Annotated in this window: 13 protein-coding genes; 6 read left to right on the forward strand and 7 right to left on the reverse strand. The window is 36.4% G+C overall.

Annotated features, from left to right (window positions below; genetic code table 11):
• Positions 1–202: 202 nt before the first annotated feature.
• From SPD89_RS08525 to SPD89_RS08545, 5 genes are all read left to right on the forward strand, one after another.
• Positions 203–1,441 (forward strand): Nramp family divalent metal transporter, encoded by a 1,239-nt coding sequence (locus SPD89_RS08525; protein ID WP_336261534.1) that lies wholly within the window; start codon positions 203–205, stop codon positions 1,439–1,441.
• A 13-nt stretch (positions 1,442–1,454) separates the two neighbouring features.
• Complete coding sequence (locus SPD89_RS08530) at positions 1,455–2,471, forward strand: NAD-dependent epimerase/dehydratase family protein (RefSeq protein ID WP_336261535.1); 1,017 nt, start codon at positions 1,455–1,457, stop codon at positions 2,469–2,471.
• Positions 2,471–3,523 (forward strand): dihydrodipicolinate synthase family protein, encoded by a 1,053-nt coding sequence (locus tag SPD89_RS08535; protein ID WP_336261536.1) that lies wholly within the window; start codon positions 2,471–2,473, stop codon positions 3,521–3,523. The genes SPD89_RS08530 and SPD89_RS08535 overlap by 1 nt, the downstream gene beginning before the upstream one ends.
• A 72-nt stretch (positions 3,524–3,595) precedes the next feature.
• Positions 3,596–4,891, forward strand: coding sequence for a hypothetical protein (locus tag SPD89_RS08540; RefSeq protein ID WP_336261537.1), 1,296 nt, complete (start codon positions 3,596–3,598; stop codon positions 4,889–4,891).
• Positions 4,892–4,908: 17 nt separating this feature from the next.
• On the forward strand, positions 4,909–5,793 hold the full coding sequence (locus tag SPD89_RS08545) for a Gfo/Idh/MocA family oxidoreductase (RefSeq protein ID WP_336261538.1): 885 nt from the start codon (positions 4,909–4,911) through the stop codon (positions 5,791–5,793).
• A gap of 1 nt (position 5,794) precedes the next feature.
• Here SPD89_RS08545 and SPD89_RS08550 read toward each other — a convergent pair whose 3' ends face one another.
• Both SPD89_RS08550 and SPD89_RS08555 read right to left on the reverse strand, forming a co-directional pair.
• The gene (locus SPD89_RS08550) at positions 5,795–6,214 is read right to left on the reverse strand and encodes a hypothetical protein (protein WP_336261539.1); all 420 of its coding nucleotides are present in this window, start codon (positions 6,212–6,214) and stop codon (positions 5,795–5,797) included.
• Between the two features lie 11 nt (positions 6,215–6,225).
• Positions 6,226–8,874 (reverse strand): calcium-translocating P-type ATPase, PMCA-type, encoded by a 2,649-nt coding sequence (locus SPD89_RS08555; protein WP_336261540.1) that lies wholly within the window; start codon positions 8,872–8,874, stop codon positions 6,226–6,228.
• An 830-nt stretch (positions 8,875–9,704) separates the two neighbouring features.
• On the opposite strand from SPD89_RS08555, the gene SPD89_RS08560 reads away from it, so the two are divergent.
• Positions 9,705–10,379 carry a uracil-DNA glycosylase gene (locus SPD89_RS08560; protein ID WP_336261541.1) on the forward strand — a complete coding sequence of 225 codons (675 nt, stop codon included), beginning with the start codon at positions 9,705–9,707 and terminating at the stop codon, positions 10,377–10,379.
• 363 nt (positions 10,380–10,742) lie between these two features.
• Here the strand turns inward: SPD89_RS08560 and SPD89_RS08565 are convergent, their stop codons facing one another.
• The 5 genes from SPD89_RS08565 to SPD89_RS08585 form a co-directional block, all read right to left on the reverse strand.
• Positions 10,743–11,435 (reverse strand): peptidylprolyl isomerase, encoded by a 693-nt coding sequence (locus SPD89_RS08565; protein ID WP_336261542.1) that lies wholly within the window; start codon positions 11,433–11,435, stop codon positions 10,743–10,745.
• Between the two features lie 557 nt (positions 11,436–11,992).
• Positions 11,993–13,267, reverse strand: coding sequence for an amidohydrolase (locus SPD89_RS08570; RefSeq protein ID WP_336261543.1), 1,275 nt, complete (start codon positions 13,265–13,267; stop codon positions 11,993–11,995).
• Positions 13,268–13,341: 74 nt separating this feature from the next.
• Positions 13,342–13,782 (reverse strand): VanZ family protein, encoded by a 441-nt coding sequence (locus SPD89_RS08575; RefSeq protein WP_336261544.1) that lies wholly within the window; start codon positions 13,780–13,782, stop codon positions 13,342–13,344.
• 107 nt (positions 13,783–13,889) lie between these two features.
• Positions 13,890–14,252 carry a hypothetical protein gene (locus SPD89_RS08580; protein ID WP_336261545.1) on the reverse strand — a complete coding sequence of 121 codons (363 nt, stop codon included), beginning with the start codon at positions 14,250–14,252 and terminating at the stop codon, positions 13,890–13,892.
• An 18-nt stretch (positions 14,253–14,270) separates the two neighbouring features.
• A complete protein-coding gene (locus SPD89_RS08585; protein ID WP_336261546.1) occupies positions 14,271–14,558 on the reverse strand; it encodes a hypothetical protein in 288 nt (95 codons plus the stop codon).
• Between the last annotated feature and the right edge of the window lie 120 nt (positions 14,559–14,678).

A 14,678-nucleotide genomic window follows, 5' to 3' on the forward strand; every position in this document is an offset into this window, starting at 1 on the left:
ATACTATGAAAAATAAATTCTTGTTTCATTACTTCCTTAATCCCAATATATGTAAATCAAATCATCTTCAAAACTCTCTGAAATACTTTTAGTTTATTTAATAAATACAATTTAAGACACATTTAAGACATTGTCTTAAATGGATCATAACTATATACTTTATTTAAGTTTGAAATATTCAAAAAATAGGAGGGATTTATAATTGGAAGTTGAAAGACAGGACGTAAATGGTAGGAGCACAAAAGGAAAAAAGGGTTTTCTAAAGTATTTGGGACCAGCACTTATCACATCAGCGCTAGTAGTAGGTCCTGGAAGTTTAACATTAGCCTCTAAAATTGGTGCTATCTATGGAAACCAACTTATTTGGATACTTATTATAACGGTGATATTTATGATGATTTATACGGAAATGAGTATGAGAATTGGGCTTGCATCTAAGTTTACTTTTATTCAGTTAATCAACCAGAAATGGGGTAAATTCGGTGGGCTTCTCATCGGAGTAGGTGCATTCTTAGTTACTACTTCTTTCCAAGCCGGAAATTCAGTTGGAGTCGGCGTTGCTTTTTCCATTATCACTGGACTCAATACGCAACTATTAATCGTATTATTGACTATTTTTGGGATAGTCCTACTATTTTCAAAGAATTTTTATGATTTGTTAGAAAAATTGATGATTGGTCTTATAGCACTTATGTTACTGTCATTTTTAATCACTACATTTTTAGCTAAACCATCCGTTACTTCAATCGCTTCAGGATTTATTCCAACTATTCCGGAAGGATCCTTAGGTTTGATCATTGCTTTAACTGCAACCTCTTTTTCCATAGTAGGGGCAGCTTATCAATCTTATCTTGTTAAGGAAAAAGGATGGGGTATTACAGATGCTAAAGAGGGGTCAAAAGAGTCTTATTTCGGGATATTTCTTTTAGGGCTTATCACTTTTTTAGTAATGATTGTAGGAGCTGCAGTTTTAAAACCCGCTGGAATAATGGTCGACTCTGTAGATGAAATGGGATTAACTTTAGAACCGCTCTTTGGTAGTTGGGCAACGATTGTGTTCATGTTTGGATTATTTGGTGCAGCCTTTTCTTCACTTATGGGGAATGCCACAATTGGTGGGGCAATGCTTTCCGATGGTTTAGGTTTTGGAAATAGTTTAAAAGATATTCGAGTTAAACTGATGATTATTTCCGTTATGCTAATCGGTTCTATCATTGCATTAATATTTGGTGGTGCACCGGTGAATATGATTGTCTTTGCACAAGCGATTACGATTGTCGTTGTTCCATTCATCGCAATTGCCCTACTTGTTGTAGCAAACGACGAGAATATCATGGGAGAACTAAAAAATACAACGACTAAAAATATAATTGCTATCATCGGCTTAATAGTTCTTATCCTATTAGCATTCAATAACGTTAAAAATATATTCTTTAGTTAATGAGGTGACTTATTTGAAAACAACAGAACAATTAATGACAACACTTACAACTCCCTCAAACCGGTTGATTAATGACATTAAAAAAATAAAGGGAGACATTATGATTCTCGGAGTAGGTGGGAAAATGGGGCCTTCCTTAGCGATCCTTGCGAAAAAGGCTTTTGATGAAGCAGGTTTAGACAATAAAGTAATTGGCGTTTCCCGTTTTTCCAGTGGAAATTTAAAAAGTGAATTAGAGGCTAGCGGCGTAGAAACATTGGCAGTTGATTTACTTGATGAGAATGAATTAAATTCATTACCAGAAGTCGCAAATATCATATTTATGGCCGGGAAAAAATTTGGTACATCTGGCAATGAACACGAGACTTGGGGAATGAATACGTATCTTCCTAGTAAAGTCTCAGAGAAATTTCCGAACTCAAATATTGTTGTATTTTCATCAGGAAATATTTATCCATTTATCGATATTGCAACAGGGGGATGTACAGAGCAGACACCTACCAGCCCAATCGGTGAATATGCTCAGTCTTGTTTAGGTAGAGAAAGAATTTTCACTTACTTCGCCAAGAAAAATAATACACCGATACTTTTATTCCGTTTGAATTACGCAATTGATATGAAGTATGGCGTTTTACTCGAAATTGCAAATCAAGTCTACAACGAAAAACCCATCGACTTAACTACAGGTTTAGTTAATGTAATTTGGCAAGGTGATGCCAATGAATATGCAATCCGCTCACTGCTTCACTGCACAACTGAACCATCTATTTTGAATGTCACAGGACCTGAAACAATATCTATCCGCTGGCTTGCCGAAGAATTTGGTAATCATTTCAATAAAGAAGTAACATTTTTGAATGAAGAAGCATCAAGTGCACTGTTAAATAATGCCGGAAAGGCACACCAACTATTCGGATATCCACATGTTTCTATACAGCAAATGATTGAGTGGACTGCGGAATGGATAAAGAACGAAGGAGAAATAATTGAAAAACCAACACATTTTCAGGAAAGAAAAGGAGAATTTTAATGCTGACAAATTCAGAATTAAATTTACTACATGATGGAGCGTTTATTCCCGCCCATCCACTTGCCCTAACAGAAGATAAGCAACTCGATGAACAACATCAGCGAGCATTAACACGATATTATATGGATGCGGGTGTAGATGGAGTGGCAGTTGGTGTTCATACTACACAATTTGAAATTAGGGATCCAAATATCAATTTATATGAGAAGGTATTACGAATTGCTATCGAAGAAATTGAAAATCAAAACGCACAAAAACCTTTTTTAAAAGTTACCGGTATTTGTGGTCATACAGAGCAGGCAATTAAAGAAGCAAAGATAGCCAAAGATTTGGGTTATAATCTTGGATTGTTAAGCTTTGGTGGGCTAGGACATCTAACGGAAGAAGCCTTGCTGCAACATTCAGAAGAGGTTGCAAAAATCATTCCAATCTTCGGATTCTACCTTCAACCTGCTGTTGGTGGTAGAGAATTAAGTTTTCAGTTTTGGAAACGTTTTACAGAGATTCAAAATGTGCATGCTATCAAAATTGCACCATTCAATCGGTATAAAACATTAGACGTAGTTAGGGCAGTCTGTCATTCGTCCAGAAATAAAGAAATCGCCCTCTATACCGGAAATGATGATAATATCGTCATCGATTTATTGTCGAACTACCAAATTAGAGTTGGTGGTAAAACAATAAGTAAGCAAATTGTCGGTGGACTGCTTGGTCACTGGGCAGTGTGGACAGAAAATGCAGTTAATATGTTTCAACAATTAAAAAATGCTCGTAAAAATGGGGACGATGTTACACCTTATTTATCTTTAGCAAATGAAGTTACCGATGCAAACGCTGCTTTTTTTGATACTGCTAATAATTTTAAAGGATGTATTGCTGGTATTAATGAAGTTCTTAGAAGGCAGGGTCTGTTAAAAGGTAATTGGTGTTTACTTGATAGCGAAAAGCTTAGTGTTGGTCAAACAGCAGAGATTGATCGCGTGTATAAAGAATACGCCCATTTACATGACGATAAGTTTGTTGAAAAGAATTTGCAAAAATGGCTAAAATGATATAAATTTACGTTATAGATCTGGGAGCGATGCTTTAGGCAAAGCTCCCAAAATTTTTAGGGGGCGCTTTGCATGATAAAAATAGGCATTATTGGACCTACTTGGATTGAAACACGAATTAAACGGTGCATTAAAAGGTTTCCTAATTTTCATCCAATCTTCAAAACTTCCAACAATATCTATGATGCTATTACTTTCACAAAGGAATTGGGCGATAGCTGTGATGTATTACTTTATTCTGGTTATATTCCTTATTATATTTCGAGAAAAGCTAGAGTTCATTCCGTCCCCGCCCACTATATCCCAGTAAAGGGTGCGTCTTTATACCGTGCTTTCTATCGATTACAAAAGCGACTTCATTCTATTCAGACTGTATCAATAGATACGCTGGCAAGAGCTGACTTGAAAGCACTCAATCTAGATCTCGATGAAAATATAAATAGCATTCATTATCGTGAGAAAGTTACACTTGCGGATACTGAAAAAGTAGTGAAGTTCCATACCGATAATGTTCAAAAATCTGAAGCGGATTGCGCCCTCACTGGTTTGAAAGTAGTTTCCGATAAACTAAATGAGTTATCAATTCCGAATGAATGGATTTTGCCTACTGACGGTGATATTATTGTGACACTGGAACGAGCCTTATTAGCTACGGAGAAAAGAAAAAAACTTGAATCACAAATTGTTTTCGGAATCATTTATATCGCTAACTTTGAAGCACTTAAAAGAGAAGCGGCTAATGAGCAAACAATTCAACGTCTTAATTTGGAAATTCAAAAAATTATTCTAGACTTTGTTGATTTATCGGAAGGTCATTTAACTTCTCTTGGCGGCAACGAATATATGTTTATCACAACTAGAGGCACCTTTGAAAGAGTGACACAAGGATATAAATATTTCCCTTTATTTGATGAAAAAAAACAAAATAAAATTCAAATTTCTGCAGGAGTTGGTTTTGGCGTAACAGCCAGCGAGGCCGGTTCACATGCCCGAATGGCATTACTACAAGCAATTGAGTATGGAGAGGGTAAATGTTTTATAGTAAAAGAAGACCGGAGCGTGATTGGTCCTATTGAAAATGAAATTCCTTTAACGTACCCTTTAACAATAACAGATATAAATATTATCAAAAAAGCGGAAAGTGCCTCTGTTTCCCCATTTTATATAAAAAAAGTGATTTCACTATTACAAAGGAAAAATACAAATACATTTACCGCACATGAATTGGCTGCAACTTTGGGAATTACTACAAGAAGTGCAAATCGCTTAATCGTCAGTTGGCTTGATGCAAAAATTATAGAAATTACAGGTATTGAAAAATTAAAAAAACGCGGAAGACCACGACAAGTATATTCATTGATAGAATAAGAGTTAGGAGGTAAATCATGGTATTTAAAATAGGATTAATTGGACTAGACACTTCCCATGTAGAAATTTTCACAAAACTATTGTATGAAGATAAAAGTAATTTTTACTGCAATATAAAAATTGTCATTGGGTATCCCTGTCCATCCCCAGATTTAACATTAAGCAAAACGAGGGTTGACGAATATACGTCCGTTTTGAACAAAGAGTATGGTGTCGAAATTGCGAAATCAATAGAAGAAGTAGCAGAAAAGTCAGATGCTATTTTTATTACCGCAATGGATGGGAGAAAACATCTCGACATTTTCAAGAAACTGCTCCCGTACAAAATACCAGTATTTATCGATAAACCTTTAACCATAACTGAAAATGACGCAAAAGAAATATTTACTTGGAGTGAAACATACAATACCCCTGTAATGAGTTCCTCTGCACTGAGATACTCAGATTCACTAACAACTTTATTACAAAATGAAAAGGAAAAACCAACTAGCGTTTATTTAAATGGACCACTGCCTTTTATTGAACATATCCCTTATTATTCTTGGTACGGTATCCATATGGTTGAAATGTTATTTACAGTTTTCGGTTCAAATTACACTCAATTGTCCGTTCAAGGCAATGAGCACAATGACGTAATTACTGCCGAATGGGAAGATGGACAATTTGGTGTAATAAGAGGTGTTCACGTATGGCATAGCAAGTTTGAAGCTCTCTTCCACTATCCAACTAGAACGGTGCATCTGCCTATCTATAAAGACAAAAAGTCTTATTACGCGCTATTATTGAAAAAAATAATCACTTTTTGTAAAACCGGACAAAGCCCAATTCCGAAAGAAGAGACACTTTCAATCATAAGGTTTATTGAAGAAGCCAATGCAAAAAGAGCTAAATTGATTATGTAAGTTATCGCCGAACCCGCTTTATTTCAAGCCCTTTTCCTACTTCTTCCACCTTCCAATTAGTGGAGATCCAAGTCTTTAAATTTTCAATTTCTAATTCTGTGAGTTGCAATTCTTTAATACTAAATTCCTCCACTATAAAATCCTTATCTTTTACTTTATCAAATTTCAGTTTTAAAAGATTAACTAAACCAGGGAATGTGAGAAATTTAATTTTGTAGCCTTCCTCTAAAATTTCCTTAAATACATTCCCTTCTTTGCCCACAAGCGGATATAATTCAGTGAAATCAAAGTTTTCATGTAAATTGTTTAAGCTCTCGAGATCTTGCTGCTCCGCTTTTGACAGCATTTCCTCGTTAGAAACTCCTGCTTTTCTAGCTGTTTCAATTAAATAGGCTTCCATTAATGTTATTTTATGTACCAATTCGTACCCTCCTAATTAAAAATTCGCTTCATCGCTTTTATGAATTCATTTACAGCAACCGGTATAATGGATAATCCGATTACAAAGAGCCATTCTTGCCAAACGAGTGGGCGTAGATGGAACCATTCGTTTAACACTGGAACAGAGACTAAGGCAATTTGTAAAACAAGACCGATTAAGACCGCACCTATTAAATAACGGTTTTTAAATATACCCGCTTGAAAAATAGATTGGCGGTTTGTTCGTAAATTAAACGCGTGAAATAATTGCGATACACTTAATGTTAAGAAAGCAAGTGTTTGGGCATGAATGATTGCTTCACTATTTATATTCTGTATATTCATTGAAAATAATGAAGTAGATTCTGTATAGATTTTTAACCCTTCCATGAACGCAAATAAGGTTAAAACCCCAATTATAATTCCGTTTAACACCATGAAAGAAACATCATCTTTCACAAAAATCTTCTCTGATGCGGAACGAGGTTTCTCCTTCATCACATTCGGATCTTCCGGGTCAACACCTAATGCAATTGCGGGTAGTGTATCTGTAATTAAGTTCACCCATAAAATATGAATGGCGGTGAGTGGTGCAGGCCACCCCATTAAAATGCCGATAAATAATGTGACAATTTCTCCTAAATTACATGACAATAAAAACAAAATAGATTTTTTTATGTTTTTATAAATGTTTCTCCCTTCTTCGACTGCTGCAGTAATCGTGGAAAAATTATCGTCAGTAAGAACGACATCCGCTGCCCCTTTTGCCACGTCTGTTCCCGTTATTCCCATCGCTACGCCAACGTCTGCCTGTTGTAAGGAAGGCGCATCGTTTACTCCGTCTCCTGTCATCGAAACAATATTTCCTTCCTTCTTTAAGGCTTGGACAATCCGTACTTTATGTTCTGGAGAAACGCGGGCATAAACATGAACCTTTTTTACTTTGTCTCTTAAAACCGCATCACTCATCTCATTTAACTCTTGACCGGTAATCGTTTCATCAATATGATCAGCAATGTGAAGCTCTTTTGCAATGGCAAGCGCCGTTTTCTGGTGATCTCCGGTAATCATGACAACACGAACGCCTGCCTCATGACATGTCGCAATCGCATCTTTTACCTCTTCTCTAGGTGGATCGATCATTCCTGTAAGTCCCAAAAAGACAAGTTCATCTTCAAGGTCTTCTTCTGTCCCTTGAAGGGGTATTTTTTTATAGGCAACAGCTAACACTCGTAAAGCTTTTTCCGCCATTTGATCAACTTGTGTCAAAATACTTGTTTCTAATTCATTTGATAGCGGGTGGATTGTACCGTTTATTTCAACTTCAGATAGTCTCGGCAATAGTTTTTCGACCGCGCCTTTCACAAAAACAAAACGGTTCCCTTCATGCTCATGAATTGTCGTCATCATTTTTCGATCGGAATCAAACGGATTTTCATCAACACGAGGAAAATCTTGTTCCAGCTCTTTTTTATGGAGCTCGAAACGTTCTGCCGCTTCAACGAGAGCAACTTCGGTCGGATCACCTGTTTGTTTATCATTTTCAATTGTCGCATCATTACATAACGTAATCGCCTCAAGAAAACGTTTCACAGTTGGATTCTCAATATTTATTTCCACCAAAGAAGATAAGTTCCCATTAACTGTACAATGGGTTAAAGTCATTTTATTTTGCGTTAATGTTCCTGTTTTATCTGAACAAATTACATTCACCGCACCGAGTGTTTCAACAGCTGGTAAATTTCTAATTACTGCATTTCGTTTAATCATCCGCTGGACACCTAGCGCAAGAACGATGGTGACAATGGCGGGAAGCCCTTCTGGAATCGCTGCGACGGCCAAACTAACAGCGATTAAAAACATATCAAGTACTTCACGACCTTGTAGAAATCCAATTAAAAATATAATCGCCGAAATGATTACGGCACCTATTCCTAAAATTTTGCCGAGCTCATTTAGTTTTTTCTGAAGTGGTGTTGACTCTTTTTCCTGACTATGAAGGAGTCTTGCAATTTTTCCGACTTCTGTGTTCATCCCTGTTTTTACGACAACACCCATTCCTCGTCCATACGTCGTTAACGTTGACATGAATGCCATATTTTTTTGATCGCCTAACGGAACATCTTTTGCGCTGAACCAAGCTGCATCTTTTTCAACGGAAGTAGATTCTCCAGTGAGGGACGATTCTTCCATTTGTAAATTAGTTGACTCAATCAATCTAATATCTGCTGGAACAATACGACCTGTTTCTAAATAAACAATATCCCCACGCACAAGTTCTTCCGAGGAAATCTCCTGTATAACCCCGTCTCTTTTTACAATCGCAACAGGGGTTGACATTTTCTTTAATTCCTCTAATGCTTTTTCAGCTTTCGACTCTTGAATTACACCAATAATTGTATTAATTGCAATAACGATTCCGATGATAATCGCATCACTTGTCTCACCGGCAAGTCCCGAAATAATAGCAGCAGCAAATAAAATATAAATGAGAGCATTATTTAATTGCCCCCAAATAAGTGAGAGAATTGATTGCTGTTGCTCCTCTGCAAATCGATTTGGTCCATCGATTTCTAAACGTTCCATCGCCCTTTTCGTGCTGATTCCTGTAGCTGGATCTGTATTTAATTTTTCAAAAAGCTTTTCAATTTGTTCAGGCATGTGCGAGTCATCCAATCTATCGTATTATTTTTTTACGCAAATATCATTTAATAAAAAAGAGGCTCCCCTTGATTCTTTTTACATAGAACTATTATTGCCTACACTCTATATTTTAGCATGAATTGACAACTCTTTACCTTATAGCTGGATAAATTTTATTAAAAATTTACTACTTTTTTCTATTTATCAGGCTAAAATTGCTGAAATAACAAGTGCTTTTCAAAAAAATAAAGAATGATTCCAAGTTGTGAGTCTTAGCGTATGAATGGAAAAGGTCTTTTTAAAGAGGATGTTCAAAAAGTCCGGTAAAAATGACACTGCGAATTTCGCACGAATGCTTGTTTCTCCGCTCCTTGAAAAAGGAAAGCACTTTTTCTTTGTGCTAGAAGCGTTTCCTTGGAAAAGAAGATCACTTTTCCTGCGTGCCAGATTTTGCTCATGTATCTAAATGCATACATTCCGCTGCCGGGAGCTGCGCCGCCTCGAACTTCTTGGTCCTTTTTATCCTCTTTTTTGAACACGCACTTAAAATACGGGTTGTATGTTTGTTTATTTAATGTTATTTTATACTTTGTAAACTCTTTTGCTTTGAGTTGTTTTTATATGTTTATACAAAATTAATTAAGGGCATATTTGAAATTGTCACTAATCCAAAATAATGTTCAAGTTCACTCTCTTACAAAGTGCGAGTTATTTCATTTGGGTTAGAGATGTGACAACACGAGATATATTTATAAAAACTTGGCTTGTCGCTATGCTTTATGAAAAAAGCCTTACTTGCACAAGTGCGACTCAAAAAACTTATCTACCTAAAAGTGAGGAAGGTTAATATGACGGAACAAATAATACAAAATGATTGGGCTCCGTTACTTGAAGATGAATTTTCGAAAGCCTATTATGTAAAACTGAGAGAATTTTTAATTAAAGAATACAAAACAAAAACGATATATCCACGAAAGGAAGACATATTTAATGCACTCCATCACACCCCTTTTCAAAAAGTAAAAGTAGTAATTCTTGGTCAAGACCCATACCATAGCCCCAACTTGGCACATGGCTTAAGTTTTTCAGTACAAAACGGAGTTGTAAAACCTCCATCTTTAATTAATATTTTCAAAGAATTGAAAAGTGATTTAGGGTACCCAATGCCATATCATGGTTGTTTAAAAGATTGGGCAAATCAAGGAGTGCTTCTATTAAATACAGTACTAACTGTTAGAGAAGGAGAAGCCCATTCCCATCGTGGGAAAGGGTGGGAAATCTTCACTGACCGGATACTCGAACTTTTAAATGAAAAAGATCATCCAATCGTATATCTATTATGGGGAAGAGCCGCACAACAGAAACAACGACTCATCGATACAAATAAACATCATATATTAACATCTTCTCACCCAAGTCCATTTTCCGCACATCAAAGTTTTTTTGGTAGTAGACCATTTTCAAAGACGAATGAGTTATTGAAAAGATCAGGATTGAAGGAAGTTGATTGGCAAATACTGTAAAGATCACTTCACTTTTGAAGAGGAGTGATCTTTCAGTCTACACCTGTGCGTCCTCTTTACAGATAAGTAGCCAAAGTTCCACTCCTGAAAACGATTAATCATTAAACCCGAGTAATTAAAAAACATCCGCCATATGACAGATGTTTTCTAATCAATAAACTGGTTGCAGCGCTGGATACAATAATTTTTCATATTGTGGTTATTTTGAGATTTAGCTGGATAATCGAGGGCGTGCGTGGTTATTTCGGGATTCTCGTGGTTATATCGGAATCTCCGTGGTTATTTCGAGAATTAGCTGGATAAAATGAATTCACAAAGAACAGATTAGAGCTATCAACATTTAAGACAGCCCTATGATGAATTTTATTCAATTAACTCAGGTTCTTGTGCTTCGTATCCATGCAATTCAACTGTCATCGATTCAATCACCTGGTCTTCGAGTGGTTTGTCGGCGTTATCACGTTCTGCGCTGACTATTTCGTCAACAATTTCCATACCTTCTGTCACTTTTCCGAAAGCTGCATAATCACCGTCAAGATGTGGAGAAGGGTCTGTCATAATAAAAAATTGTGAGCCAGCAGAATCTGGATCCATAGAACGTGCCATCGACAACACACCTCTGTCATGTTCTAAGTTGTTTTCAAAGTCATTCGAGCTAAATTCACCTTTAATCGTATAACCAGGGCCGCCCGTACCCGTCCCCTCAGGATCGCCACCTTGAATCATGAATCCTGGGATTACACGGTGAAAAATTAATCCATCATAAAAACCGTCTTCCACTAAAGAGATGAAATTATTTACTGTATTCGGCGCAATCTCAGGATATAATTCAATCTGCACTTTGCCGCCATTTTCCATCGTCATTATAACAACTGGATTATCACCAGTTGGAGTAACTTGTTCTACTTCATTTGCTTCCTCATTTGTCTCATCCGCTCGTTCAGTTGCTGTTTCCTCATCTTCATTAGTCTGACCATCATTTGACTGTCCGCCGCAAGCCGTGAGTATAGCAGCTAATACAATTAAACTAATGAATAAATATGCATATTTTCTCATATGATTTGCCTCCTAAAATGCTATCTCTCAAAATAGTATAACTTTTTAGGACAAGGAATGCTAAAATTTATTCAAAAAAAAGACCTCTACTTCGGGTAAAGATCTACTTAAATACATCTGGATAAAATCCTTCGGCTAATTTTTCTAACATACACGAGATTCTGGTTCCCGGTAATACGCTATTTAATGTAATGCTACAAATTTATCGTTTTGCACACTTTCAAGCTGCGATAAAGCTCAGTCATTTTAATTTCATAGTAGGTATTCCCAGCTGATATATTAAATCGTCACTCGATACAACAGTTGTCCGATTTGTCACGTATTACGTTGTTTCAAATAATTAGAATACAGAAAATGCAGAAGAAGAATTAGGGTTTGTTTCAACTGAAAACAATGCAGATATAAGAACAAACATCATCAACGTTGCAATGAGCACTAATACTCCATAAACAATAGTACTTCTTCCTTCAGACAATAATTTTGATTCGTAAAACCCGTTTATAGTTTCCTAAACAACAACGAAAAAAGAGAAACACGATAACGTATTGTGTTTCTCATTATTTATCTTCAGGATCATATATCGCAAAATTCAAATCATGAAACAATGTTGTAACATCGCGTGTTTCTTTGCCATAGTCAATTTCCTTTTCATAATTTAAAAAATCAATTGCATATTGAACCGTTGCCGCAACACCAAGTTTTAGAACAGCTTCATCAATATCAAAATGGGCATTATGATGTTCTGCTCCGATGCCTTTTTTCTCATTTTGAATGCCGACAAAGGCAAAAACCCCTGGGAAATATCTTTGATAAAACCCGAACGGCTCTGATGCCATCCAGGCTGGGTAATGAGTAAGTGTCTCCTCCCCTAATATGCGCTCAATTGCTTCGGCTGCAATATTTGCACATGTCTCTTCATTATTGACAAATAAATGAATCGGCGCCGGCTCTTGGATAAATTCATAATTACAATTATTTTTATGACAAGCTTCATCCAATAAACGAGTAAACACTCGCCGCGCCGCTTCTCCTTGATCTTCATGGAGGAACCGAGCAGTACCACTAAATTGCAGTTCATCTGGAATAACATTAGCAGAAGATCCAGCATGAATACTACCAACAGAAAACGTAATTGGCTGAAACGGATTCAAGGAACGAACTCGTGCCGCTTGGAGATCATTGTAAAAATCGCTAAAACATGCAATCGGGGAATTCGCCAAATCTGGACGAGAACCGTGGCCACTTTTCCCACGAATTATGACATCAAATGGGAAAACCCCTGCCATGCGTGAGCCAGGATCGACAGAAATTTTTCCAGCTGGGATATCATTTTTTAAATGGATACCCCATACGCCGTCTGCACCAATTTCTACGAGCCGTTTTAGCATTCGATAAATTCCTTTTCCGTTTTCTTCGCCCTGTTCAAATGCCAAGATAATTTTTCCTTTGATCTGATCTTTATGGTTTACCAAAATTTTTGCCGCTCCTAATAGCATTGCTGTATGTCCATCGTGACCGCATAAATGTGCGGCATCATTTTTCTTGGAAACAACAACTTTTTCTTGTTTTAAATTTCTCGGAGCTTCTTTCATTGGGAGTGCATCAAGATCACTTCTTAAAATTATAGATTTACCGGGGTTCTCTCCTTCAATAAATCCAATGACACCGCCAGATGGAATTACTTCATAAGTAATATTCAACTTCTCAAGTTCATCGGTAACAACTTTTATGGTACGTTTTTCTTCCATACTTACTTCAGGATTTCGGTGCAAATCTCTCCGAATGTTAATCACATATTCTTCTATTTCTGTTGCCAACTGCTTTACATCCATTATCATCCCTCCAATGGAAGTTTCCCTATTCTACTATTCCCTGAACGAAACTCTTCTAATAACAGCATCATCTTTTAACTGGACAGCGCATTTTTTTTGAGCAAAAAGTATACACCTATCCCAATAAAAGCACCTGTTCCATCAATCAACACATCTCGAACTTCCCCGCTTCTCCCAGGAATAAATAGTTGATGTACTTCATCCGAGATAGCGTACAGCACACAAATAAGAAACGCGTAAGCTGCATATTTAAAGTTGTGAATACGGAGTGCGTTTACAACAAGAATACCGAGTATAAAATAAGCAATAAAATGCGCACTCTTCCGTATGAAATGATGAAAATAATCAGAGTTAACCGGAAAGATTAGTTCTATTAGGTATAGAATTTTTGCCGCTAAATCACTGCTCAATTCACTTGATTCTGATCCCGGTTGATGTGACAAATAAAAAATGACACTCATCCAAATAAGCACCGGAATCCAAAATATGAATTTTTTAACATCTGTATGTACCATTGTCATCAGCCTAACAAATTGTTCTCTATTAAGAGTACACCTCTTTTCGAAAAATTTCATTAAAAATTATCGGGAGAAGGAAGTATTTTTATAGTTTAAAAAAATGCTTATTTTTGCCGCAAAACATAGTGCGTTGCATACAATTTTTCCAAATAGGGATTTCTTGATTTAGAGAAAATCAATTTTCGCTTCGCACCTTTCCCCCATGAATAATAAACAGTTGTTGATTCTTTCCAGTTTTGGTCTATGGCAACTTTTCTTAATGTCTTTAACGCAAAATTTAATTTTGAAAGATTAGAGGTAGCTGCGCATTCTAAATGAGGAATTTTTCTAAAACGCCATTGATTCACCTTATCGTCTGTAAACCAGCCGATTTGCAGAAACAAATCAATTGGGCTAACATATCCTTTATCAATTACTAGTTCCGTAGCACACTGTTTTACTCGCTGTTCTATCTTTTGTCTATTCATACAATACCTTTCCTTATTCTACATATTTAATCTCATGCGTGTCGCAAAAATCTCTGGCAACCTGTTTATAGGCCGCATTCCGATAATCATACCACTCGTTGGCAACCCAAGCTTATGTATTACATCTTTAAACCGCCTGAATATGCCTCTCCCATTAATCGCAACAAGTAGCTCCTCTACTTTACCAGGATCCGATAAAGTAAAACAAATTCTTTCCATCATCCGATATTCATCTATATCATATTCTGATAACTCTATATACCGAGTTTCGTTTTTGATAATATACCTAGAACCTAGATTTATCAATTCTTCCTCCCATTAAAATATAGCTTCATACGGTTTATATCTACTGTCTTTTCCAAATATACGTTCACCAATTCCAACGTTCACGATCAATAAAAGCAAAATTTTCAACAAAAACCATTT

It is taken from the genome of Pseudogracilibacillus sp. SO30301A, from assembly GCF_037072025.1.
Taxonomy (GTDB): Bacteria; Bacillota; Bacilli; order Bacillales; family Amphibacillaceae; genus Pseudogracilibacillus.

Excerpts from the sequence above, each read along its gene's own strand:
- SPD89_RS08535 (WP_336261536.1), top strand. The coding sequence starts at position 2,471 with ATGCTGACAAATTCAGAATTAAATTTACTACATGATGGAGCGTTTATT.
- SPD89_RS08540 (WP_336261537.1), top strand. The coding sequence starts at position 3,596 with ATGATAAAAATAGGCATTATTGGACCTACTTGGATTGAAACACGAATT.
- SPD89_RS08545 (WP_336261538.1), top strand. The coding sequence starts at position 4,909 with ATGGTATTTAAAATAGGATTAATTGGACTAGACACTTCCCATGTAGAA.
- SPD89_RS08555 (WP_336261540.1), bottom strand. The coding sequence starts at position 8,874 with ATGCCTGAACAAATTGAAAAGCTTTTTGAAAAATTAAATACAGATCCA.
- SPD89_RS08560 (WP_336261541.1), top strand. The coding sequence starts at position 9,705 with ATGACGGAACAAATAATACAAAATGATTGGGCTCCGTTACTTGAAGAT.
- SPD89_RS08565 (WP_336261542.1), bottom strand. The coding sequence starts at position 11,435 with ATGAGAAAATATGCATATTTATTCATTAGTTTAATTGTATTAGCTGCT.
- SPD89_RS08570 (WP_336261543.1), bottom strand. The coding sequence starts at position 13,267 with ATGGATGTAAAGCAGTTGGCAACAGAAATAGAAGAATATGTGATTAAC.
- SPD89_RS08575 (WP_336261544.1), bottom strand. The coding sequence starts at position 13,782 with ATGGTACATACAGATGTTAAAAAATTCATATTTTGGATTCCGGTGCTT.
- SPD89_RS08580 (WP_336261545.1), bottom strand. The coding sequence starts at position 14,252 with ATGAATAGACAAAAGATAGAACAGCGAGTAAAACAGTGTGCTACGGAA.